At 48.2% G+C, this 21,285-nt stretch carries 22 protein-coding genes; all 22 read right to left on the reverse strand.

Annotation, left to right across the window (positions count from 1 at the left end; genetic code table 11):
- The 22 genes from M2277_RS00755 to sucC all read right to left on the reverse strand — a co-directional run bounded on the left by M2277_RS00755 (position 1) and on the right by sucC (position 20,898).
- A complete protein-coding gene (locus M2277_RS00755) occupies positions 1 to 465 on the reverse strand; it encodes a flagellar basal body-associated FliL family protein (protein ID WP_006211319.1) in 465 nt (154 codons plus the stop codon).
- Positions 462 to 686 (reverse strand): flagellar FlbD family protein, encoded by a 225-nt coding sequence (locus M2277_RS00760; RefSeq protein ID WP_006211320.1) that lies wholly within the window; start codon positions 684 to 686, stop codon positions 462 to 464. Before M2277_RS00760 ends, M2277_RS00755 begins: the two co-directional genes overlap by 4 nt.
- A gap of 51 nt (positions 687 to 737) precedes the next feature.
- On the reverse strand, positions 738 to 1,562 hold the full coding sequence (locus M2277_RS00765) for a flagellar hook-basal body complex protein (RefSeq protein WP_006211321.1): 825 nt from the start codon (positions 1,560 to 1,562) through the stop codon (positions 738 to 740).
- A 78-nt stretch (positions 1,563 to 1,640) separates the two neighbouring features.
- On the reverse strand, positions 1,641 to 2,030 hold the full coding sequence (locus tag M2277_RS00770; RefSeq protein ID WP_006211322.1) for a TIGR02530 family flagellar biosynthesis protein: 390 nt from the start codon (positions 2,028 to 2,030) through the stop codon (positions 1,641 to 1,643).
- Positions 2,027 to 2,593, reverse strand: coding sequence for a flagellar hook capping FlgD N-terminal domain-containing protein (locus tag M2277_RS00775; RefSeq protein ID WP_006211323.1), 567 nt, complete (start codon positions 2,591 to 2,593; stop codon positions 2,027 to 2,029). The genes M2277_RS00770 and M2277_RS00775 overlap by 4 nt, the downstream gene beginning before the upstream one ends.
- A gap of 20 nt (positions 2,594 to 2,613) precedes the next feature.
- Positions 2,614 to 3,957, reverse strand: coding sequence for a flagellar hook-length control protein FliK (locus tag M2277_RS00780; RefSeq protein WP_148246923.1), 1,344 nt, complete (start codon positions 3,955 to 3,957; stop codon positions 2,614 to 2,616).
- A 47-nt stretch (positions 3,958 to 4,004) separates the two neighbouring features.
- Positions 4,005 to 4,937 (reverse strand): MotE family protein, encoded by a 933-nt coding sequence (locus M2277_RS00785; protein ID WP_040680752.1) that lies wholly within the window; start codon positions 4,935 to 4,937, stop codon positions 4,005 to 4,007.
- Between the two features lie 39 nt (positions 4,938 to 4,976).
- Positions 4,977 to 5,420 carry a flagellar export protein FliJ gene (gene fliJ / locus M2277_RS00790; RefSeq protein WP_006211326.1) on the reverse strand — a complete coding sequence of 148 codons (444 nt, stop codon included), beginning with the start codon at positions 5,418 to 5,420 and terminating at the stop codon, positions 4,977 to 4,979.
- Positions 5,421 to 5,429: 9 nt separating this feature from the next.
- Positions 5,430 to 6,749, reverse strand: a complete 1,320-nt coding sequence (gene fliI / locus M2277_RS00795; RefSeq protein WP_280753932.1) for a flagellar protein export ATPase FliI — start codon at positions 6,747 to 6,749, stop codon at positions 5,430 to 5,432.
- On the reverse strand, positions 6,733 to 7,587 hold the full coding sequence (locus tag M2277_RS00800) for a FliH/SctL family protein (RefSeq protein ID WP_006211328.1): 855 nt from the start codon (positions 7,585 to 7,587) through the stop codon (positions 6,733 to 6,735). Before M2277_RS00800 ends, fliI begins: the two co-directional genes overlap by 17 nt.
- A complete protein-coding gene (gene fliG, locus M2277_RS00805; protein ID WP_036642439.1) occupies positions 7,580 to 8,596 on the reverse strand; it encodes a flagellar motor switch protein FliG in 1,017 nt (338 codons plus the stop codon). The genes M2277_RS00800 and fliG overlap by 8 nt, the downstream gene beginning before the upstream one ends.
- 11 nt (positions 8,597 to 8,607) lie before the next feature.
- Positions 8,608 to 10,188 carry a flagellar basal-body MS-ring/collar protein FliF gene (gene fliF / locus M2277_RS00810; protein ID WP_036642061.1) on the reverse strand — a complete coding sequence of 527 codons (1,581 nt, stop codon included), beginning with the start codon at positions 10,186 to 10,188 and terminating at the stop codon, positions 8,608 to 8,610.
- 34 nt (positions 10,189 to 10,222) lie between these two features.
- Positions 10,223 to 10,531 carry a flagellar hook-basal body complex protein FliE gene (gene fliE, locus M2277_RS00815; protein ID WP_006211330.1) on the reverse strand — a complete coding sequence of 103 codons (309 nt, stop codon included), beginning with the start codon at positions 10,529 to 10,531 and terminating at the stop codon, positions 10,223 to 10,225.
- Positions 10,532 to 10,573: 42 nt separating this feature from the next.
- A complete protein-coding gene (gene flgC / locus M2277_RS00820; RefSeq protein WP_006211331.1) occupies positions 10,574 to 11,023 on the reverse strand; it encodes a flagellar basal body rod protein FlgC in 450 nt (149 codons plus the stop codon).
- Positions 11,024 to 11,028: 5 nt separating this feature from the next.
- A complete protein-coding gene (gene flgB / locus M2277_RS00825) occupies positions 11,029 to 11,436 on the reverse strand; it encodes a flagellar basal body rod protein FlgB (protein ID WP_036642060.1) in 408 nt (135 codons plus the stop codon).
- 458 nt (positions 11,437 to 11,894) lie between these two features.
- Positions 11,895 to 13,301: an ATP-dependent protease ATPase subunit HslU gene (gene hslU / locus M2277_RS00830; RefSeq protein WP_076150442.1), complete on the reverse strand. Its 1,407-nt coding sequence runs from the start codon at positions 13,299 to 13,301 to the stop codon at positions 11,895 to 11,897.
- 48 nt (positions 13,302 to 13,349) lie between these two features.
- On the reverse strand, positions 13,350 to 13,892 hold the full coding sequence (gene hslV / locus M2277_RS00835; RefSeq protein ID WP_006211334.1) for an ATP-dependent protease subunit HslV: 543 nt from the start codon (positions 13,890 to 13,892) through the stop codon (positions 13,350 to 13,352).
- A gap of 27 nt (positions 13,893 to 13,919) precedes the next feature.
- A complete protein-coding gene (trmFO, locus tag M2277_RS00840) occupies positions 13,920 to 15,254 on the reverse strand; it encodes an FADH(2)-oxidizing methylenetetrahydrofolate--tRNA-(uracil(54)-C(5))-methyltransferase TrmFO (RefSeq protein WP_370511096.1) in 1,335 nt (444 codons plus the stop codon).
- Between the two features lie 15 nt (positions 15,255 to 15,269).
- Positions 15,270 to 17,369 carry a type I DNA topoisomerase gene (topA, locus tag M2277_RS00845; RefSeq protein ID WP_148246920.1) on the reverse strand — a complete coding sequence of 700 codons (2,100 nt, stop codon included), beginning with the start codon at positions 17,367 to 17,369 and terminating at the stop codon, positions 15,270 to 15,272.
- A gap of 36 nt (positions 17,370 to 17,405) precedes the next feature.
- The gene (gene dprA, locus M2277_RS00850) at positions 17,406 to 18,581 is read right to left on the reverse strand and encodes a DNA-processing protein DprA (RefSeq protein WP_152826332.1); all 1,176 of its coding nucleotides are present in this window, start codon (positions 18,579 to 18,581) and stop codon (positions 17,406 to 17,408) included.
- A 130-nt stretch (positions 18,582 to 18,711) separates the two neighbouring features.
- Positions 18,712 to 19,641, reverse strand: a complete 930-nt coding sequence (gene sucD / locus M2277_RS00855) for a succinate--CoA ligase subunit alpha (protein ID WP_280753933.1) — start codon at positions 19,639 to 19,641, stop codon at positions 18,712 to 18,714.
- 96 nt (positions 19,642 to 19,737) lie between these two features.
- The gene (sucC, locus tag M2277_RS00860) at positions 19,738 to 20,898 is read right to left on the reverse strand and encodes an ADP-forming succinate--CoA ligase subunit beta (protein ID WP_006211339.1); all 1,161 of its coding nucleotides are present in this window, start codon (positions 20,896 to 20,898) and stop codon (positions 19,738 to 19,740) included.
- Between the last annotated feature and the right edge of the window lie 387 nt (positions 20,899 to 21,285).

Here is a 21,285-nt window from a genome sequence, read left to right on the forward strand (position 1 = left end):
TTAGATTTCAACGATCATTACATCTGTCATTTCGATTTGAATTAAGCGCCCGGATGTTAACGACTTATTGATCAGATTCTGCAGCTTAGCGATAAACTGCTCTCGTCCCTTGGAATCGTTAAGCAATTCGGGTTTCGTGTCGACTAACGTCTTGATAATAATCGGTTTGATCTTGATTTCCTTGATTTTGTCGAATTCTTCCTTTGCTTTCTTGTCACTCAACTGAAAAGCAAAGGCCATCTGAGCAATATATCCAGGATCAGCGATATTTGTCTTGATGCCGGTAATTTCCGATGTCATCTTCACGATCTCATCAGCCGACATTTTCGACAGGGCAGATCCGTTCCCGGAGGCAGTATCCTTTTCGTTATCTCCAACCAGCTTGTTCGACAACAAGAATATCGCCAGAACAATCAACGTGATGGACAACAGAATCGTAATTAACCAGGGGAGCATCTTTTTCATGAAGGTTCCTCCAATTGCTGCACTTTAATGGTGGCTTGGTGAATGCCTACCTCGTGATGGTACGCTTTAATGGAAGAGATGATTTCATTTGCACTTTCAAGCACAATCATTCGCTTTCCATTAATTAATGTAATGTAGGTGTCCGGAGTCTCCTCAACCATTTCTATCAACAGAGCGTTAAGCCACAACTGCGAACCGTTTAACCTCGTTACCGATATCATGGACAGCCTCCTTGTTTAATTAGGGAGGGGGTTGCCCCTCCCTACCCATCCTTATCGTTTCAGATTGACAACCTCTTGAAGCACTTCATCCGAGGTTGTAATAATCCGGGAGTTGGCTTGGAAACCACGCTGAGCGACAATCATTTCTGAGAATTCACTTGTCAGATCAACGTTGGACATTTCAAGCTGGCCGGCAATAATCGCACCCGTTCCTTCTTCAGCGTCGTTCCCTTCAAACATAACGGCAGCCACATCGCCATCAGGTACTGCATTCAGGGTCACGCGATACATATTGCCTCCGATTTTCTCCAGACCTTCCGGATTCGGAATTTTTGCAACGCCGATAATAGCTCCCGCTTCAGTAGTCCCGTCACTCAGCTTCTGTATAATAGCGCCATTCTGAGCAATCGTGAATGCCGTAACGTCATCACCCAGCTGAATAGGATCACCCGCTGAATCGAGAACGAGCATTCCGTCTGAAGTAACCAGGTTACGCGCTACATCGACATGGAAGTCGCCTGCACGAGTCAAGAAAGGTACTTCTTGATCCTCGCTAAGCTTCACCATGAAAAATCCGTCTCCGTCAATTCTCAGGTCCGTCGGGTTATGGGTTGTCATGGCACTGCCTGGCGTATGCATGGTATCGATCGATCCGATCGACACACCAAGACCGATCTGCTTCGCATTTACACCACCGGATGGATCGTCGGTTCCCGGTGTAACACCGGACATCGTTTGGCTAAGGATATCTTTAAACATTACACGTCCCGCTTTAAACCCAACCGTGTTTACGTTGGCAATGTTATTACCAATGACATCAAGCTTGGTTTGGAAACCTCTCATTCCGGAAATGCCGGAATACATGGATCTTAACATCGATTTTCCTCCTTCTGTTGTGGACCGCCTCTGTCGATCAGCGGCCGCCTGGCTTCCTCACGGGCCAGCCAGATTTATTTATGAAATAATGACCGCGCTATCGATTTTCGTGAACACATTATCCTTCATCGCCTTACCATCCATCGCAGTGACCACGGTCCGATTCGGAATATTTACAATAAGTGCCATATCCTTCATGAGGATGAGTGATTCCTTGCTGCCCTTGGCTGCAGCTTTTTCCACTGCGCTCTGGATCTGTTCGAGCTGATCTCCCTTTAATTCAATTCCGCGCTGCTCAAGCCTCTTGGCAGCATGGTTACTGATTTTAAGAAGGTTCTCATTCAGCAGCTCCTGAAACGTACCCGCTGGTGGACTGGACTGAGCCTGCACTTGCTTTCGATCATTATGAAGCGCGGCGGGATGTATCTTCCCAGGATATAGCTGTCCAATCATCATACGGTCGCTCATGGCGTTGTCCCCCCGGACTCAATCTCATCTTGTGCGGGTGACTCGGCTTCAGGTTCTGTCGGATCAGGATTGCTTGTTCCCGGTTCCGATGGACCTGGATTCGGCATTTCCGGATCATTCCCGGCTGGAGCGTTCTCGATTTTCAAAATCTGATCAAGGGCTACTTCGCTTTCCCCGATCTTTGCATAATGAATACCGTCACGAACAATGATCGAATCAACGATACCGCTCTTCATGACCGTATTCTCCGATCCATCCTCCGGTTTAAACATCCAGCTGATCTGTTTGCCGATCAAACTTGAAGCTGCGCCCAAAGACTGGCTCATTGCAGTCAATTGCGTATTGATATTCATCAATTGCTCCAGGGAAGTAAACTGGGCCATTTGGGCGATAAACTCCCGGTCCTGCATCGGTTGAAGCGGGTCCTGATGCCGCAGCTGTGTAATCAAAATGCTCAAGAACTGATCTTTTCCAAGCTCCTGACCATTTCCGTTTTTGTTACTGACATTCCCTTTGGCGTAGTTAGGCCACATATTTTTAGTAGATACCGGCTCTGTTGCCATCCAAGCTCACCTCCTCACTGTTAGGCTTTAGCGGTAAATGTTCCCGTTTGCACGCCTTCTACTTCCGCTTGATGCTCTGCTATCCATTCGTTCAGTTCTTCCGTCAGGTTTGCTGCTAATACGGCATCATCGGAAGGCCCGTCCTTCTCCTTCGAGCGATGCTGTGACTGCTGCTGTCCTGATCCAGGCTGGCGGCCGTCCTGATAAAGATTCGACGTCGAAGGCTGGCTGCTCTGTGTGACTTCTATTTTTTCTACCTGAAGTCCCTGTGCCAGCAACGCGCTCCGAAGCTGTGCCATTTGCTGGTCAATCAACTCCTTCGCATCCGTTGATTTGGTCATGAACTGTGCAATCAATTGCCCGTTCTGCATCGTAAGCTTAATATCGACTTGTCCCAGATGCTCTGGATTCAAGGAGATCCTTGCTTCCGTGAACCCGGTTTGCTTCACGATTTCCATCTTATTAATGATGAAGGAGGTCATTTCGCTCGAGAAATGCTCTACAGGCACCGGCGGTGCTGCAGGTTTCACTGCAACTTGTGTTCCGGAACGCAGGGCTAGTTGACCCGCAGTAACCGGTCCTTGCTCCAACAGTGAATCTCCTTCGGTCATAACGAACTCCGTTCCTGTGCCGTCAGAGCTGGCCTTGGTTGTCAAGGAAGCCCAATTGGCATTAGCTGACCCTGTCGTTTGGGACAAAGTCGACTGACCGGCTGTGTTCGTGGATGCATTAGGTAAAATTGCATCCGGCTGCTTCTGGTTTAAAATGCTGTTAAAATTCCCGTTGGCCTTGCTCTCTGCCGTTCCCGTTCCTTGACCCAGTAGACTATGGAAGGATTGGACCAGCTGTTTTACGGCTGCCTCGGTGTTCAAATCCAGCTTGCCGGATTTAGAGAGCATGGATGCCAGCTGGCTAATCGTATCCTGTACAACAAATCGAATCGTATCCGGACTCGAAGCCAATAAGGACATTTCATTTCCATCCGTGTTTCCTTGTGCTTGAGAAGCAGCTCCGCTTAACAACTGATTAGCTTGTGTCAGCCAGTTCTGAAGCTCCTGGAGCAAGGAAGGGTCCTCGTTTAATGCCTGGTCCATGGAGTCAAGCTCCTGAAGCAGGCCTTGAAGCAGTTCCATCAAGCCTTCCAGCGATTCATCCGTTTCCGATGAATAATTCGCGAGCAGGGATTCCAGCTTTGCAGCGACTTCAGTTGAAGCGGTCGAAGCGCTGTTACCACTGCTGTTCATCTGGTAAGCCAGGGTTGAATCGAAGGAAACGCCCGCTGCCGCTTGGCCAGCCGCACTTGCCTTCCCGCTGCCAGAAGAGCTGCTTACGGATGTAGACATGTTCTGTACCATGATTGTCATCGTCTTATTTCACCTCCTTTCCCAAGGATGGAGATTCATTTCAGAGCTTATTTAGAGCCCATCAGGCGATTTAATATCTTAGCTGCCAGCTCCGCGTCTTTTGAAGACATTGCATTTAAAATTCGTGAACGTGTAGCATCATCCACCGTATTCAGAATGGTCATTGTCTTGGCGGGGCTGATCTTGTACGTTTGCATCAACAGCTCGGCAGCATTGGCAGGTGTCATTCCGGCAAACGTCTGATTCAACTGGTTTTTGTCCAGATTATCGGATGTCTTCTTCTGCGCAGCTTCCGTTTCATTCTTCTTGACCCTGGATTGCAGAGCCGCAATGGCCATATCCTCGGATGTCTCTGCGTCTTTCAGCATCATGGTTGCATCCGCTGCTGTTTTTGGATCCATCTTTTGAAGAATAGCGACCCGGTTGCTGCTCTTCATCTGGCTGAGCATCAGCACCATTTCTTCCAGCGTTAAGTTCTGCATGATCGGTGCCGCTTTGCTCGGGCTCATATCGGCGTAAAGCTTGGACAACTCGCGAATCTGCATCGTGTACGCATCTTCCTCTGGCGCCTCGCCGCTAGCCGCCGTGCTTTGCATTGAATCAATCTGGGTTTCCAGCTCTTTTACCTTGTTTTCCTGTGTTGCTTTTTGCTCGGTTACTTCATTTAATGTCTCTTCGCGTTCAGCAAGCTGCTTCTTAAGCTCTACAATCGTTGCTTCCGCACTTTCTTCCTGCTGCTTCGCTTCCTTAAGTTTCTGTTCTTCCGGAGTAAGTACCGGATCAGGAACCCAATTCTTCACAATTGGAATTTTGTTAGCTACATCAATGAGTCCATCCCGGACATCGGCTCTGAAAAATACCGCAAGAGCCCCCAGCAGGACGATTGTGAATATAGCCGGCACTAAAATCAATAATATCCGTTCAAATCCTCCACTTGATTCTTCTTTGTCAAGCGGCATATCTTTTCGTGACACTCTCATTCCTCCTTCGCGGTCATTACCCAGCGGTATTTGCAGACCTTAACGGGCTTTGATCGCAAAACGTACCGTCGCCATTTCGTCCAGCTCGTTTTGTTCCCGAAGGAGACTTTCATGCCGGAACTTTTCTTGGGATTTGTCTCTTGCCTTCAGCCACACTTTCTCATCAAGCATCTTGTCGGATAACACCTTCTGTTTCTTCGTTACATTGACATGAGCGAGCCGTATATCATCCCGTTTCCGCTCAATGCATTCTTCCAGATGCTCTGCATAAACCTGAATATTTCGAATTTCAGCTACAGGTACGCAGCGCGATGCTGCTTCTTGTTGAGCGTGATACATTTGATCCCGCATCGCATACAGCTCATTCAGACTATTCTCTTCCGCCTGAAGTTTTCCGATGGCACTTGACAGCATCCATTCGGCTTGTGTTTTCTCGTTGCTTTTCAGGTCTACGATTTTCTGGAATGCATAATGAAATTTCATTCTTCAAAGTCATCTCCTTGAAAACTCGGAAATCAAACGTTCCTGAACCTCATTCAATGTTGTTTTCTCATTCACTTTTTGCTTCGTAAAATCCCATATTCGCCCGATATATTCGATGGACTCATCGATATCGGCATTCGAGCCTTCTTGATAGGCTCCGATATTGATCAAATCCTCGGAATCCTTGTACACCGCCATCAGTCGTTTTACATTCTCGGAAGCGTCAACTTGCTCCTCAGGCGAGATATCTTTCATCACCCGGCTGATACTTGCCAACACGTCGATAGCCGGAAAATGCCCTTTATTTGCTATATTCCGGTTTAACACGATATGGCCGTCCAATATGCCCCTAACCGCATCAGCAATCGGTTCGTTCATATCGTCGCCATCTACAAGCACCGTGTAAAAGGCAGTAATGGAGCCTGTCGGCCCAGTTCCTGCACGTTCCAGCAGCTTAGGCAGACTTGCAAATACCGAGGGAGTGTAACCACGCATCGCGGGCGGTTCCCCTACGGCAAGCCCCACTTCGCGCTGTGCCATTGCATACCGGGTAACGGAATCCATCATCAGCATCACATTCAGCCCACGATCTCTGAAATATTCGGCAATCGTTGTGGCGATTAAAGCTCCTTTAATGCGGATGAGGGCCGGCTGATCTGAAGTTGCAACGATCACGACGGATCGCTTTAGCCCCTCAGGTCCCAGGTCCCGCTCGATGAAGTCAAGCACCTCTCGACCGCGTTCTCCGATCAAGGCAATGACATTAACATCGGCAGAGGTGTTTCTTGCAATCATCCCCATCAAGGTACTCTTCCCGACACCCGACCCGGCAAAAATACCGACCCGCTGCCCTTTGCCGATAGAGAGCAGTCCGTCAATCGCTCGAACACCGATGCTGATCGGTTCCTGAACTCTCGGCCGATTGAGCGGATTCTGTGGAACGTTATGGGTTGAATAATGAGGCATGCGAGCTGGAATGATGGAACCGTCCAGCGGCTGACCTAATCCATCCAGCACCTTGCCAAGCAGCTCAGAGCCTACCTGCACACTCAGTGGCTTCCCGGTGCCGACCACATCACAGCCAGGGCCGATGGAATGAAGCTCGCCCAGCGGCATCAGCAGCACTTTATTATCCCTGAAGCCAACGACCTCAGCCTTGAGCGGCTTGGATTGCTTCGTGGGATAGATGTAGCACACATCGCCAATGCTTGCGTCCGGGCCTTCGGATTCCACCATCAGTCCGATAACCTGAGTTACTTTGCCGTTGATTCGAACGGGATCTAAATGCCTTAAATGATCCATATATCGTGCGCTATTCAGCTTCTTCATCTTGATTTCTCCGTTCCTCGTCATCAAGAGCGAACCGCACCAGTTCTTTTTTAATCTCGGACAGCTGCGTATCGATGCGGGCATCCACACTTCCGAATGAGGAGCGGATCACACAACCGCGATCCTTCACCGTAGAATCCGGCAGAATTTGAAGCTCTGCCTGGGAATCGATTGATAATCCGAGTTCTTCCCGTGCCGCATAGACAAATTCAAACTGTTCGGGAGCCACACAGAGCGAGATGATTCCTTTTTCCCGTTTGCGGGCCAGATTCTTCCGAATGAGCTCCAGGGTAAAGTCAGGCTCGATTGTTAACTGATGATCCAGCACCTTCTCGGCAATGCTGCAGCTGAGCTCCACCAGAAACGGCTCCGCCTCCTGAATTAAATCGTCCTTGGCCTGGTGAGCCAGTTGGAGCAATTCGCTAGCTTGAACCGTCGCCTGCTCCATCAGTTCCTTCATCTCAAGCTCTGCCTTGGCGGAGCCCTCAGCATATCCCTGATTAAAGCCTTCCATCTTCAGCGTCTCAGACAAATCATCATCCTGAAGCCTGCGTTCAGTCCACCATGCTTCAATCTGCTGCTGCGCTTCGGTCAATAACCGTTCCGCTTCTTCCGAAGCCTCCCGTATTTGCCTTTCGGCAAACTCTTGGGCATCCTTCAGCATCTCATGCTTCAAACGTTCGGCTTCAGCCAGCGTCTGCACAACTGCCGGCTCCGCAGTCGGAGGAGCATACTCCTCGACCGTTTCCTCGGTTGGTGAAGCGTAACGACGAGCAAGATCCAACTCTTTCAACACATCCATCGGTTTATAGTGGGACGATTTGATCAAGTTAGACAATGATGTCATCTCCTCCGCCACGGGCTATAATGACCTCGCCCGCCTCTTCGAGTCTTCGGATCGTGCTTACAATCCGAGTCTGAGCTTCCTCAACATCACGCAGCCGCACCGGACCCATGTATTCCATTTCTTCGCGGAAGGTTTCGGCCATACGCTTGGACATGTTGCGGAAAATAACATCGCGCACCTCTTCGCTTGCCACCTTGAGCGCAAGCTGCAAATCCGCATTCTCGACATCGCGGATAATACGCTGTATAGAGCGATTGTCCACATTGACGATATCCTCGAAAACAAACATCCGCTTCTTGATTTCTTCTGCAAGCTCGGGATCCTGGATTTCCAAGGAATCGAGGATCGTTCTTTCCGTTCCGCGGTCAACCCCGTTCAGGATTTGAACGATGGACTCAATGCCGCCGGCACTTGTATAATCCTGAGTCACCGTCGCTGAAAGTTTCTGTTCAAGCACACGCTCGACCTGGGAGATGACTTCAGGAGAAGTACTGTCCATCACAGCTACCCTGCGGGCAACTTCTGCCTGCTTCTCTTGCGGAAGCGAGGACAAAATCGCAGAGGCCTGCTCGTATTGGAGATAAGACAATACGAGAGCAATCGTTTGTGCATTTTCGTTCTGGATAAAGTTCAGGATTTGGCTTGGGTCCGCTTTGCGGGCGAAGTCAAACGGTCTTACCTGAAGCGTTGCGGTCAATCTGTTGATCACTTCCATCGCTTTTTGTTGACCAAGCGCCTTCTCCAAAATTTCTTTAGCGTAATTAATGCCGCCTTGGGAGATGTACTCCTGGGCCAAACAAATCTGATGGAATTCTTGAATGATGCTATCTTTCTCGACACTGTCGACTTTGCGAACGTTCGCGATCTCTAGTGTTAATTGTTCAATTTCATCATCTCGAAGATGCTTAAATATTTGAGCAGACACTTCCGGGCCAAGTGTAATGAGCAGTATAGCTGCTTTTTGACGTCCGCTTAACATTTGGTTATTTCCCTTAGCCAATGCTTCCACCTCTATTCCTCAGCTAGCCATGTGCGAAGTAAATTCACGAATTCATCTGGCTTCTTCTTCGCCAAGGTTTCGAGCTGCTTACGAACCTGGCTTTCATTGGTTATACTTTCGAGATTTATTGATGGGAATTCTGTAACTGGCGGAAGCTGAATGTCATCTTCAAGCTCTTCCTGCTGTTGTCTGCGTCGGCGGATAAAGAAGTAGGCTCCCCCCGCAATCAATGCTAACGCAGCAATACCAATTCCCCATAATACAGGCTGAGAAAAAACAGTTTTTGTATTTTCATCCGGATTTACATTAAATACCTGTGAATTAACCGAAACTTTTTTGGACAGATCAGCGTCTGTATAAGTAGAACCCGAATCTGCAAGCGATGCTCTTACAATGTTGACCAGAATGTTTTGAATAGCCGTTCTTGTAGGATCGTCTAAAGCTTGTTGTCCCGCAGGTGGTTCAACCGAGACATTAATGGTTAAATCTTTAACAGTATATGGGCTTGCAATGATATCCTTGGTAATCCGGTTAACTTCGTAGTTAACCGTTTTGGAGAGCTCCTCCGAGTTCGTTTCACCGCTTCCAGAGTCGCTTGGATATCCTGGAACAGCCTCTTGGCCTACACCGGCCACTCCGCCGGTCGGACTGCTGGTTCCCGAATAGTTCTTCTGGATTTCCTGAACACTGAGCTCAATCCCCTTCATTTCTTCTTCATCCACAGGGGTTACGATGTTTTCCTTGCTCTGCACCTGATCGAAATTCAGTTTGGAAGCGACGAGAACATTCACTTTATTCGAACCCATGTACTGCGATAGAAATTGCTGGACATTTTGCCTAACTTCGCTTTCGAATTTTTTCTGAAGAGCAAAGTTCTCTTCCACCTTGCCAATCAATCCGCCTTGACCGCCCTTAGCTGTTGCGAGCAACTCGACTTCGTCATTGGTGATTGTAATATTCTCAACCGGCAAGTTTGGAATCGCAGTCTTCACGAGGTTGTAATAGCCGTCGATGACTTCCTGATTAGGACGATAGCCCGGCTTAAATTGCACAACTACGGAAGCACTGGCTTTATCTTCGTTCCCGTTTTTCGCAAATACACTTTCCTTGGGAAGGTTTAATAGCACGGTTGCATCTTGAACGCCCTGCATCTTCTCAAGCAACCGTTCTACTTCGCCGTTCAGTGCATTTACATATTTCACTTCGAACTCGTTATCGGTCATTCCGATGGCTGACGCATTCTTCTCGAAGGTTTCGAATCCGATCGTACCATTCTGCACAAGTCCTTGTGAGCCTACATCAATCTGGACTTTAGCTGCACTCGTGCTAGGTACCAGGATGCTTCTGCCATCCTCACTCAGCTTATAAGAAATTCCTTGGGTCTCCAGGTGGCTGATGATTCCCGCGGCATCGCTGGAATTCAAATCCCGGAATGCTACTTCGTATTTCGTCTTAGAGAACTGCATCGTTAGTACGATCAGAGCAATCAGAACAAATGCTATTGTAGCGATTAACATTATTTTTTGTTTGTTGCTGAATTGGTTCCAATATTGGGTCATTCTTTCCCGATACTGGGCGATTCTCTCGTTCACATTGTCACCCCATCCGAAACTTTGCTAGAAACATTTAGATTTGCGTGCGCATGATCTCTTGATAGGCTTCTACCACTTTGTTTCGGACCTGTGTTGTGAGCTGAATGCTCAACAGAGCCTGTTGGGCGGATATCATCGCCTGATCTACGTTTACTTGTCCAATCATTAATTTATCGGTCATCATATGTGCATTCTGTTCCTGTGCTGACACAGAGTTCAGTGCTTCATTCAGGTAAGAACCAAAATCGCGGATCGATTCAGAAGGAGTCGCTCCATTTTTCACTTGCTCTTGTAGTTGAAGTGGCTGTACGCCCTGAACACTGAACATTGCGTTTTGAATCATAATTCTGTCCTCCTACTATGTGTGCTTATGTATTTTATCTTCTTATCTTCCAATCTCTAATGCCTTCATGATCATGGCTTTCGAAGCATTTATCGCTGTTACGTTAGCTTCGTAAGAACGGGTGGCTGCAAGCATATCCACCATCTCCTTCGTTATATCCACGTTAGGCATAAAGACATAACCTTCTGTATTTGCATCGGGATGAGTAGGGTTATATACCCGTTTCAGCGGCGCTTGATCTTCCTGCACTGCCGCAACCTTTACTCCTTGCCCCGCATCCTGACCACTCATCTGAGCTCTGAGAAGTCCTTCAAACGATTCTTGCTGCGGCTGAAACACAACAGTCTTTCGGCGATACGGAACGGCTTGTCCATTCTCGATTCGCGCGCGAGTGGTTTCCGCATTGGCTATGTTGGAGGAGATGACATCCATTCGAAGCCGTTGTGCTGTAAGAGCTGATGCATTAATCCCAAAGCTATTGCTAATATTCATGAACCCTATCTCCCTTCAATAGCTGTACGCATCATTCGAATCTGCTCATTTACAGCTTGTATGTATGAATTATAACGAAGCTGATTCTCTGCAAGCAGCGACATTTCTCTGTCTGCATCGACATTATTCTGGTTGTTGTTCATAGAGCTGCTTCCATCCTTCATGACTGAAGCGTCGGGAATTCCCCCTGTAGGACCAATAACAAAATGTCGGGGATCCGTTCTTCTGCCCTGAAGCGATAAATCGGCTCCATCCATTTCCTTTTTCAGAAGACTCTCAAAGGATACCTCGGATCGCTTAAAATGAGGAGTATCCACGTTCGCGATGTTGTTCGCAATCACATTGTTTCTGAGATTTGCCGCATCCAAACCGCTTTGAAGCCGTTGAAAAGAACTATTGTTCAACAGATTCACTAGCTCATTCCTCCTGACTGGACTTTGCAAGAAGATATTCCACTCTTCCCAGCTAAATCCTCTTTTTTCGACAAAGAATATAATCCGTACGCACTAACCTAGGTCTTAAGTAGAAAAAGACAACATGATGTCACATAAACTAAGTTTCTTAAAGATTGGGACTTTTTACAATAAGAAAAAAGCCCTATCTTTTACCAAAAAGAAGGGCTTTGTATTCATTTTTATTCGGTTTTTTTCTATATTATTGCAAATCGTACCACTAATTCTGTAAATTTTAATCGTTTTTCCCCAAACGATAGGTCCCGGAACATTTAGAGAAATTCACAAAAAATTGCGAAAACCGTCCCGGCACCTTCCAACATGCGAAAGCTCTTCGACAACTTGCTGCGAGGTTTCACGATGAATATCGACAATTATCTCCGTGCGTTTACTCGGCTAATAGGCCTATATGGCTGCAACTACAGGATATATTGGCTTAAATCCCGATCCTGGGCGATACCTGCGAGCTTTTCCCGGACATATTCCGGCGTAATCACCATACGGTCCAGCGTAAGCTCAGGTGCCTCAAACGAGAGGTCTTCAAGCAGTTTCTCCAATATGGTATGAAGTCTGCGTGCACCGATATTCTCCGTGTTCTGATTCACTGATGCAGCAATCTGGGCAATTTCCCGAATCGCCTCAGGAGAAAACTCCACTTCAAGATCCTCCGTTCGCAGCAGATTGACATATTGTTTCGTTAACGCATTTTTCGGTTCTGTCAAAATCGACACAAAATCGTCCAAAGTCAAACTGCTCAGCTCTACCCGGATCGGAAAACGTCCCTGTAGCTCCGGAATCAAATCCGATGGTTTGGCAATGTGAAATGCGCCTGCAGCGATAAACAGCACGAAATCCGTTTTTACCGGACCGTACTTCGTCATGATCGTTGAACCCTCTACAATCGGCAAAATATCGCGCTGAACGCCTTCTCTGGAGACATCCGGTCCCGATTGTCTGCCTTGACTCGCAACCTTATCGATCTCATCAATAAAGATAATACCCGATTGTTCAGCCCGGCGTATTGATTCCTGGATGACGTCATCCATATCAATCAATTTACCTGCTTCCTCTTGTGTGAGTACTTTCCTTGCTTCCTTGACGGATAGTTTGCGTCGCTTGGTCCGCTTCGGCATGAGGTTGCCAAACATCTCCTGCATGTTCATGCCCATCTGGTCATTCCCTTGGCCGGCAAACATATCAAACATGTTGGGAGCAGCATCCTCCACATCAATCTCTACCGTGTCATCCTCAAGTTTGCCCGACAGGAGATTAAACCGGACCTGCCTGCGTTTCTCCTTGAGACTTACGTCCTTATCTGCCGAATCCTCTTCTTCCGCCTGTGTATCATTATTGTTTCCGCCAAACAGCATTTCGAATGGATTACGCTGACTCTTCTGCCCCTTGGTTGATGGCGCCAGCAGCTGTACGATCCGCTCATTTGCCAATTCTTCGGCTTTGTCCTTCACCTGCTCCGTGCGCTCCAGCTTCACCATGCGTATGGCAGTTTCCACAAGGTCCCGTACCATTGACTCCACGTCACGGCCAACATAGCCAACCTCCGTGAACTTTGTGGCCTCGACCTTCACAAAAGGCGCATGGACGAGCTTCGCGAGTCTTCTAGCAATCTCCGTTTTACCCACGCCGGTAGGTCCGATCATCAGAATGTTTTTCGGTACGATCTCATCCCGCTCGTCATCGGTAAGCAAACTGCGGCGATAACGATTGCGAAGTGCAACGGCGACTGATTTTTTAGCTTCCTTCTGGCCTACGATGTATTTATCCAGTTCGGATACAATCTGTCTAGGCGTCATCGATTCTTTACTCATCGCGAATACCTCCACCCTGATATGGCTATTTGTTGCTATATGGCATTCTTACAGCTCTTCGACAATAATATTGCTGTTAGTATAGACGCACACCTCTGAAGCGATTTGAAGCGCTTCTCTGGCTATGTCTTTTGCTTCCATATGCCCCGCATGGCGCTTAAGCGCACGTCCCGCCGACAATGCAAAATTGCCCCCTGAGCCAATGGCCAGCACATCATCATCCGGCTCGATAATTTCTCCGCCGCCAGAGATCAGCAGCATCCCCGTTTTATCCATAACAATCATCAAAGCTTCAAGCTTGCGAAGCACTCGGTCTTGACGCCAATCCTTCGCAAGTTCGACAGCGGCACGCTGCAAGTTGCCATGATGCTCCTCCAGCTTGCCCTCGAATTTCTCAAACAACGTAATAGCATCCGCCACAGAACCGGCAAAACCGGCGACAACTTGTCCCCGGTAAAGACGGCGCACTTTCTTGGCGGTCTGCTTCATGACTACACTTTCACCGAATGTGACTTGACCATCACCGGCAATGGCAGCTGTGCCATTATGCCGAACAGCACAAATCGTTGTGGCGTGAAAAGTCATTTCCATGATGGCAGGACCTCCCTTAGAAATAAGTTACATCGTATTTAGTTCTTTAGCATTAATAAATACACGAATTCCGTCAAGAGCACGGTTAGCAAGAGCGTCATTTTTTTCCTTTTTGTTACGTATGCGTTTCTCCAGATTCGGAAGAAGACCGAAGTTCGCATTCATCGGTTGGAAATTATCAGGATCTGCATGGGTTATGTAGTATGCCATGCTGCCGATAGCTGATTCCTGAGGGAAAACGACACCCTCCTGCCCTTGTGCTGCTCTTGCTGCATTAATTCCTGCAATCAAGCCGGATGCTGCTGATTCCACATAGCCCTCAACGCCTGTCATTTGTCCTGCCAGATACAGATTAGGTCTGGTCTTTACCTGATAGGTCTGTTCGAGCAGCTTAGGCGAATTAACAAACGTATTCCGGTGCATAACGCCATATCGTACGATTTCAGCGTTCTCTAGTCCCGGAATCATGGAAAGGACCCGCTTCTGCTCGCCCCACTTCAGATGGGTCTGGAAGCCAACAAGATTATACAGAGTTCCCGCTGCATTATCCTGACGCAGCTGCACAACCGCGTGCGGAAGCTCGCCCGTATGCGGGTTTACCAGTCCCACGGGCTTCATCGGGCCGAATAAGGCCGTTTGTTTGCCGCGTTTCATCATAACCTCGATCGGCATACAGCCCTCAAAATAAATCTCCTTCTCAAACTCTTTCAATTGGGCAACCTCGGCATTGATAAGGGCATCATAGAAGGCATCAAACTCTTCTTCCGTCATCGGGCAATTGAGATAAGCTGCCTCACCTTTATCATAGCGGGATGCCAGATACACTTTGCTCATATCGATGGAATCCTTCTCCACAATCGGAGCAGCCGCATCGTAAAAATAGAAATAGTCTTCGCCCATCAGCTCTCGGATTTGCGATGACAGTGCGGGAGAAGTGAGCGGTCCTGTTGCGATAACAACAATGCCTTCTTCAGGTATATGCTGAATTTCTTCATTTACGACCTCAATCAACGGATGGTTATGCAGCGTTTCCGTAATTTCGCCTGAGAATCCATCACGGTCAACGGCCAGTGCGCCGCCTGCCGGTACGGAATTGCGATCTGCCGAGCCGATAACAAGCGAGTTCAGCATCCGCATTTCTTCCTTTAGTACGCCTACCGCATTAGTCAAGCCGTTCGCCCGAAGTGAATTGCTGCACACAAGCTCAGCGAACTTGTCCGTATGATGCGCCGGTGTCTTTACGACCGGCCGCATCTCATATAGTGTAACGGGTACGCCACGGCTCGCGATCTGCCAGGCAGCCTCACTGCCTGCAAGTCCCGCACCGATAACCGTAACCCTCTGTGAATCTGTCAACGTCATTACCCCCTGTATGCCTTACAAATCTGCCGCTTCATCCGGTTCCTCAACCATTTCGGAATAATCACAAGAGGTACACTGAAGCTTGACCCCTTGCTTGCTCTTCTTCTCCACCATTAAACTGCTGCAGCTCGGACACGGCTTCGTTGAAGGTTTATCCCAGGATACAAAATCACATTCAGGATAACGATCACATCCAAAGAAGACGCGCCCCTTCTTGCTTCGCCGTTCCACCACGTGACCTTCCTTGCATTTCGGACACGCCACACCGATATCTTTCACAATCGGCTTGGTGTTACGGCAATCCGGAAAGCCCGAACACGCAAGAAACTTGCCGAAACGGCCAAGCTTATAAACCAGGGGCTTGCCGCACTTCTCGCATATTTCATCGGAAACCTCATCTTCGATTTCGATTTCCTTCATTTCTTCCTCTGCTACTTCAAGACGCTTTTCGAAGGATTCGTAGAACTCAGCCAACACCTTTACCCAGTCTTCGGAACCTTCCTCCACATGGTCAAGGTCCTCTTCCATGTTCGCGGTAAACTCCACATTGAGGATTTCAGGGAAGAACTGCTCCATCTGTTCGATGACAAGCTCACCGAGCTCGGTTGGCATGAATTTTTTCTCTTCGATTGCAACGTAGCCCCTCTTCTGGATCGTCTCCAGTGTCGGCGCATACGTACTAGGACGCCCTATGCCGAGTTCCTCAAGCGTCTTGACCAGCCTTGCCTCTGTATAGCGTGGCGGCGGCTGTGTGAAATGCTGCTTCGGCTCAATATCCTGTTTCTCCAGCACGTCACCCGTGTGAAGCTCCGGCAAATACTTATCTTCCTCTGTCGTCCCGTCGTCGTTACCTTCGACGTAGACCTTCATGAATCCAGGGAAACGAACCTTGGAACCGGTCGCGCGGAAGACCGTATTGTTTGCAGCGATATCTACAGAAAGCGTATCCAGTACTGCTGAAGCCATTTGACTCGCCACAAAACGCTCCCAAACGAGTTTATACAAGCGAAGCTGATCCCGGCTCATAAACGGTTTCATGGATTCCGGATCCCGAAGTATGGAAGTGGGACGTATCGCTTCATGCGCATCCTGAGCGTTGGCTGCTTTTTTCGAATATTGTCTCGGGCTCTCCGGTACGAACGGATCACCATACTTCTCGGTGATATATTCCTTCGCTTCTTCTTGAGCTGTCCCGGAAATACGGGTCGAGTCTGTACGCATATAGGTAATCAAACCGACAGTGCCTTCCTTGCCCAGCTCGACACCCTCGTAAAGCTGCTGGGCAACCGACATCGTCTTGGCAGCCCGGAAACCAAGTTTGCGTGCAGCTTCCTGCTGCAGTGAACTGGTCGTAAATGGTGGTGACGGGTGACGCTGGCGCTCCCGCTCTTTCACTTCACCCACTTGGAAGGAAGCATCCCGAATGGCTTCGAGAATTTCATTCACTTCCTGTTCGTTGGTCAATTCCTTCTTCGCACCGTTAAACTGTGTAAATTTCGCTTCGAATGCAGATCCGTTCACGGCCAGCTTGGCCGTAATGGTCCAGTATTCTTCCGGAACGAATGCACTGATTTCGTTCTCGCGATCCAGGATGATTTTGACGGCTACGGATTGAACACGACCAGCCGAGAGACCCTTTTTCACTTTCTTCCATAGAATAGGGCTGATCTTATAACCAACCAAACGATCCAGGATGCGTCTTGCCTGCTGCGCGTTAACCAAATCCATGTTAATTTTGCGCGGCGTCTTAAAGGCATCCTTCACGGCCGTTTTCGTTATTTCATTAAATACAACCCGCAGGCTTTGGGTATCGTCCAGCTCCAATGCATGCGCAAGATGCCATGCAATGGCTTCCCCTTCGCGATCGGGGTCAGCTGCGAGGTATACTTTCTTCACCTTTTTGCTAGCATCCTTAAGTTCCTTTAAGACAGAACCTTTTCCGCGGATCGTAATGTATTTCGGATTGAAGTCATTTTCCACCTCAACCCCGATCTGGCTCTTCGGCAAATCGCGAACATGACCCATTGAAGCCTTCACGATATACTTGCTGCCGAGATATTTGCCAATCGTTTTCGCCTTAGCAGGCGACTCTACGATGACGAGTGAATCCGCCACAGGTTCATCCTCCTCTCCAACATTCAAACTTTCCCATTATATGATCTTATATATAGCACCGGGTAATTGGGTAATCTGCTTTTTTATGATTAAAGATAACAGAACTGAATGCAAATGTCCAAAATCCCACTGGGTTCGCTCGATCATCTCATCCAGCGACCCGGGCCCCTGTTCGAGCATATGGTATATGTGTCGTTCATCATTTGTCAACCCGGCTTGTAAATCCGGCTGCTCCTGACGATGGGCCCGCCGCTCCTTATTGTATGTATCCGAAGCCTCTTTTGGCAACCAGGAATCATATTCTTCTATTATATCCCGGGCATCCGTGACCATCTTGGCCCCTTGCTTGATCAAATCCAGCGTCCCTCTGCTCTTAGATGAAGTAAGAGGTCCCGGAACGGAAAACACATCCCTTCCTGCCTCCAGCGCATAATCTGCCGTAATTAATGACCCGCTGCGAGCATCCGCCTCAACAACCACGGTACCCAGCGTTAATCCGGCGATAATCCGGTTTCTCTGCGGGAAAAATCCTGGTAACGCCTTCGTTCCCGGCGGATATTCAGAAATGACAAGTCCCTTGGCCGCAATCTCTTCGTAAAGCGAACGGTTCTCCGGTGGATAGATGACGTCAATGCCCGCTCCTAGAACCGCCACCGTCATTCCGCCGCTTCTCAATGCGGTTTCGTGGACAACGCTATCGATGCCTCTGGCCATACCGCTAACAACCATTAATCCCGCCCTTGTCAGCTCTTCGGATAGCATCGATGCAATCTTGCGCCCATAGGCTGTTGGCATTCTTGTACCCACCATAGCGATCCCCGGTTTAGACAGCAGACGATAATCACCCATGCAATACAATACCCACGGGGCCTGGGGTGAAGATTTCAATGATTCCGGATAAAAGTCATCAAGGGCTGTTATAATACGTATTTTTGAGCGGTTTGTCAAATTCCATACCTCAGCTTGATTCTGTCGAAATTCGCCGTCGTCAACATTCGACATGTCGCTGCGTTTTCTTTCGACGGTGAGTGGGAATTCCTTAGTCAATTTATTCGCTCTTTCGACAGATAGCCCGCATGCTCTCCAATCGTTTGCATCGTAGGATAACATCCCTTCATGCAGTTCCCCTCTAGTTATAATCCGGTTAATCGTCTTCCATCCAATGCCGTCACTTTCATGCAGGGCGACCAGCAGCACGCTTTCCAGCTTCATTATGTGACCTCCTTAAAATATAAAATCGAAAACAAAAAAGCAACCCTTCATTTCCTGTTCAGGAAATAAAAGGTTGCTTACCTTACATTATGAACACAGACTTAACCTGTTATCTGGAAAAAATCATGCCTTAGTGAGTCTTGCAAGACTCCAAAAGACCTTTCTCCTCAAGAACGCTAACCAGAGTTGAGCCCATTTCGGCAGGCGTTGGAGCTACCTTGACACCACAAGCTTCAAGCACGGCAATTTTCTCCTTAGCCGTTCCTTTACCGCCAGAAATAATCGCGCCAGCATGGCCCATGCGTTTTCCTGGAGGCGCTGTGGCTCCACCGATGAAGCCAACAACGGGTTTGTTCATATTCGCTTTGATCCATTCAGCCGCTTCTTCTTCAGCTGTACCACCGATCTCACCGATCATAATTACCGCTTTGGTGTTAGGATCTTCATTAAACAGTCTCAAGACATCGATAAACTCAGTTCCTTTAACCGGGTCACCACCGATACCAACGGCTGAGGATTGTCCAATGCCGCGAGCGGTCAGCTGATGAACAGCTTCATAAGTCAGGGTACCACTGCGCGATACAACCCCTACATGTCCCGGCGTGTGGATGTAGCCCGGCATAATACCGATCTTACATTCGCCCGGTGTAATGACACCTGGACAGTTAGGTCCGATCAGACGAGTTTTCTTGCCTTCCAGATAGCGGGATACTTTCACCATATCGAGCACTGGAATACCTTCCGTGATACAGATAACCAGGTCCATCTCAGCATCAACAGCTTCCAGAATGGAATCTGCTGCAAAAGCTGGCGGTACATAGATTACGCTTGCGGTCGCGCCAGTTTTGGCTTTGGCTTCCTCAACGGTGTTGTAAACCGGCAATTTGACGGTTTCACCGTTCTCCAGCGTGATTTCGACTTCAGTTCCACCTTTACCAGGTGAAGTTCCACCGACCATCTGGGTACCGTAATCCAGGGCACCTTTTGCATGGAAAAGGGCCGTCTTGCCTGTAATCCCTTGTGTGATAACTTTTGTATTTTTATCGATCAAAATACTCACGATTGATTCACATCCCCTATTGTTATTTGAAAATGAAAGCAACCGCACGGCAGAGCCCTAAAGCCCATCGTGCCATGCCCCTTCAGGAATGAATTATTACTGAACGAGGGAGACGATCTTCTGTGCTCCGTCGGCCATGGAATCAGCAGGCACTATGTTCAGACCGGACTCAGCCAAAATTTGCTTGCCGAGGTCAACATTCGTTCCTTCCAAGCGGACAACAAGCGGACGAGTTAAGCCCAGCTGTTTCGCTGCTTCAACAACACCGGTAGCGATAACGTCGCAACGCATAATACCACCGAAAATGTTGACAAAGATTCCTTTTACTTGAGGATCGGACAAAATAATCTTGAAGGCTTCCGTTACCTTCTCCGTTGTTGCACCGCCCCCAACATCAAGGAAGTTAGCAGGGTCGCCGCCATAATACTTGATGATGTCCATAGTAGCCATCGCAAGACCGGCTCCGTTAACCATGCAGCCGATATTGCCATCAAGAGCTATGTAACTCAAATCGTATTTGGATGCTTCGATTTCCTTCTCGTCTTCTTCGTCCAGGTCGCGCAGTTCAAGAATGTCCTTATGACGGAACAGCGCATTGGAGTCAAAATTGAGTTTGGCATCAAGAGCCATGACGTTTCCGTCACCTGTTACGACAAGCGGATTGATCTCAGCGATAGAGCAATCCTTCTCAACAAATGCCTTATACAGGGCCAGCATGAACTGAACGGCTTTACCAACCAGTTCATTCGGGATATTAATGGAATACGCTAATTTCCGTGCTTGGAACGTTTGAAGTCCGATCGCTGGATCCACGACTTCTTTAAAAATCTTCTCAGGAGTTGCTGCTGCAACCTCTTCGATTTCAGTACCGCCTTCTTCAGACGCCATCAAGACGACACGGCCAGTAGCACGGTCAACTACAACACCGATATAATACTCTTTGCGAATATCGCAGCCCTCTTCAATGAGGAGACGCTTAACTTCCTTGCCTTCTGGACCCGTTTGGTGAGTTACCAACACCTTGCCCAGAATTTCTTCAGCATAAGCACGAACCTCATCCAGGTTCTTCGCCACTTTAACGCCGCCGGCTTTACCCCGGCCACCTGCGTGGATCTGTGCTTTGACAACGGTTACGGGACTGCCCAAAGACTGTGCAGCTTCCACTGCTTCTTCCACCGTAAACGCTACCTTGCCGTTCGGAACAGCTACTCCATATTGCTTCAGTACTTGTTTTCCTTGATATTCATGGATATTCATTCTCGAATCCTCCTATCAACATGACTGGAACAAGGCTGGTTAACATGAGACTAATCTATGAAAGAAAGTTATTCTCGTGTCAACCTTTGTATATTAAACCCAAGCTATTGTAACATGTTTTTAAAACGCTTACCTTAAAAAGTTCACCGTTTATCCACTCTATTTAGCATGGGTTTGATTCCTTCCAGATATAAATTGGAAAAGTATGTAAAATAAAATCTACTTTTTCTTCACATAGTGCAGTAATCCGACAATCCCTAAAACCACGACGGCAACTCCGATGAATCCCGCAACGAGCGTAATGATGATATTCCCCCATAATATTGTCATTTCGTCCCCTCCCCAACCTGTTTTAATTAGCATATACTGTAATATTATACCATTAAA

The sequence above is a fragment of the Paenibacillus sp. LBL genome, from assembly GCF_029893715.1.
Classification (GTDB): Bacteria; Bacillota; Bacilli; order Paenibacillales; family Paenibacillaceae; genus Paenibacillus_AQ; species Paenibacillus_AQ glucanolyticus.

Bases quoted from the DNA above. Each gene is read 5' to 3' on its own strand.
- M2277_RS00755 (WP_006211319.1), bottom strand. From the start codon at position 465: ATGAAAAAGATGCTCCCCTGGTTAATTACGATTCTGTTGTCCATCACG.
- M2277_RS00760 (WP_006211320.1), bottom strand. From the start codon at position 686: ATGATATCGGTAACGAGGTTAAACGGTTCGCAGTTGTGGCTTAACGCT.
- M2277_RS00765 (WP_006211321.1), bottom strand. From the start codon at position 1,562: ATGTTAAGATCCATGTATTCCGGCATTTCCGGAATGAGAGGTTTCCAA.
- M2277_RS00770 (WP_006211322.1), bottom strand. From the start codon at position 2,030: ATGAGCGACCGTATGATGATTGGACAGCTATATCCTGGGAAGATACAT.
- M2277_RS00775 (WP_006211323.1), bottom strand. From the start codon at position 2,593: ATGGCAACAGAGCCGGTATCTACTAAAAATATGTGGCCTAACTACGCC.
- M2277_RS00780 (WP_148246923.1), bottom strand. From the start codon at position 3,957: ATGACAATCATGGTACAGAACATGTCTACATCCGTAAGCAGCTCTTCT.
- M2277_RS00785 (WP_040680752.1), bottom strand. From the start codon at position 4,937: ATGAGAGTGTCACGAAAAGATATGCCGCTTGACAAAGAAGAATCAAGT.
- fliJ (WP_006211326.1), bottom strand. From the start codon at position 5,420: ATGAAATTTCATTATGCATTCCAGAAAATCGTAGACCTGAAAAGCAAC.
- fliI (WP_280753932.1), bottom strand. From the start codon at position 6,749: ATGAAGAAGCTGAATAGCGCACGATATATGGATCATTTAAGGCATTTA.
- fliE (WP_006211330.1), bottom strand. From the start codon at position 10,531: ATGATTCAAAACGCAATGTTCAGTGTTCAGGGCGTACAGCCACTTCAA.
- flgC (WP_006211331.1), bottom strand. From the start codon at position 11,023: ATGAATATTAGCAATAGCTTTGGGATTAATGCATCAGCTCTTACAGCA.
- hslU (WP_076150442.1), bottom strand. From the start codon at position 13,301: ATGAGTAAAGAATCGATGACGCCTAGACAGATTGTATCCGAACTGGAT.
- hslV (WP_006211334.1), bottom strand. From the start codon at position 13,892: ATGGAAATGACTTTTCACGCCACAACGATTTGTGCTGTTCGGCATAAT.
- trmFO (WP_370511096.1), bottom strand. From the start codon at position 15,254: ATGACGTTGACAGATTCACAGAGGGTTACGGTTATCGGTGCGGGACTT.
- dprA (WP_152826332.1), bottom strand. From the start codon at position 18,581: ATGAAGCTGGAAAGCGTGCTGCTGGTCGCCCTGCATGAAAGTGACGGC.
- sucC (WP_006211339.1), bottom strand. From the start codon at position 20,898: ATGAATATCCATGAATATCAAGGAAAACAAGTACTGAAGCAATATGGA.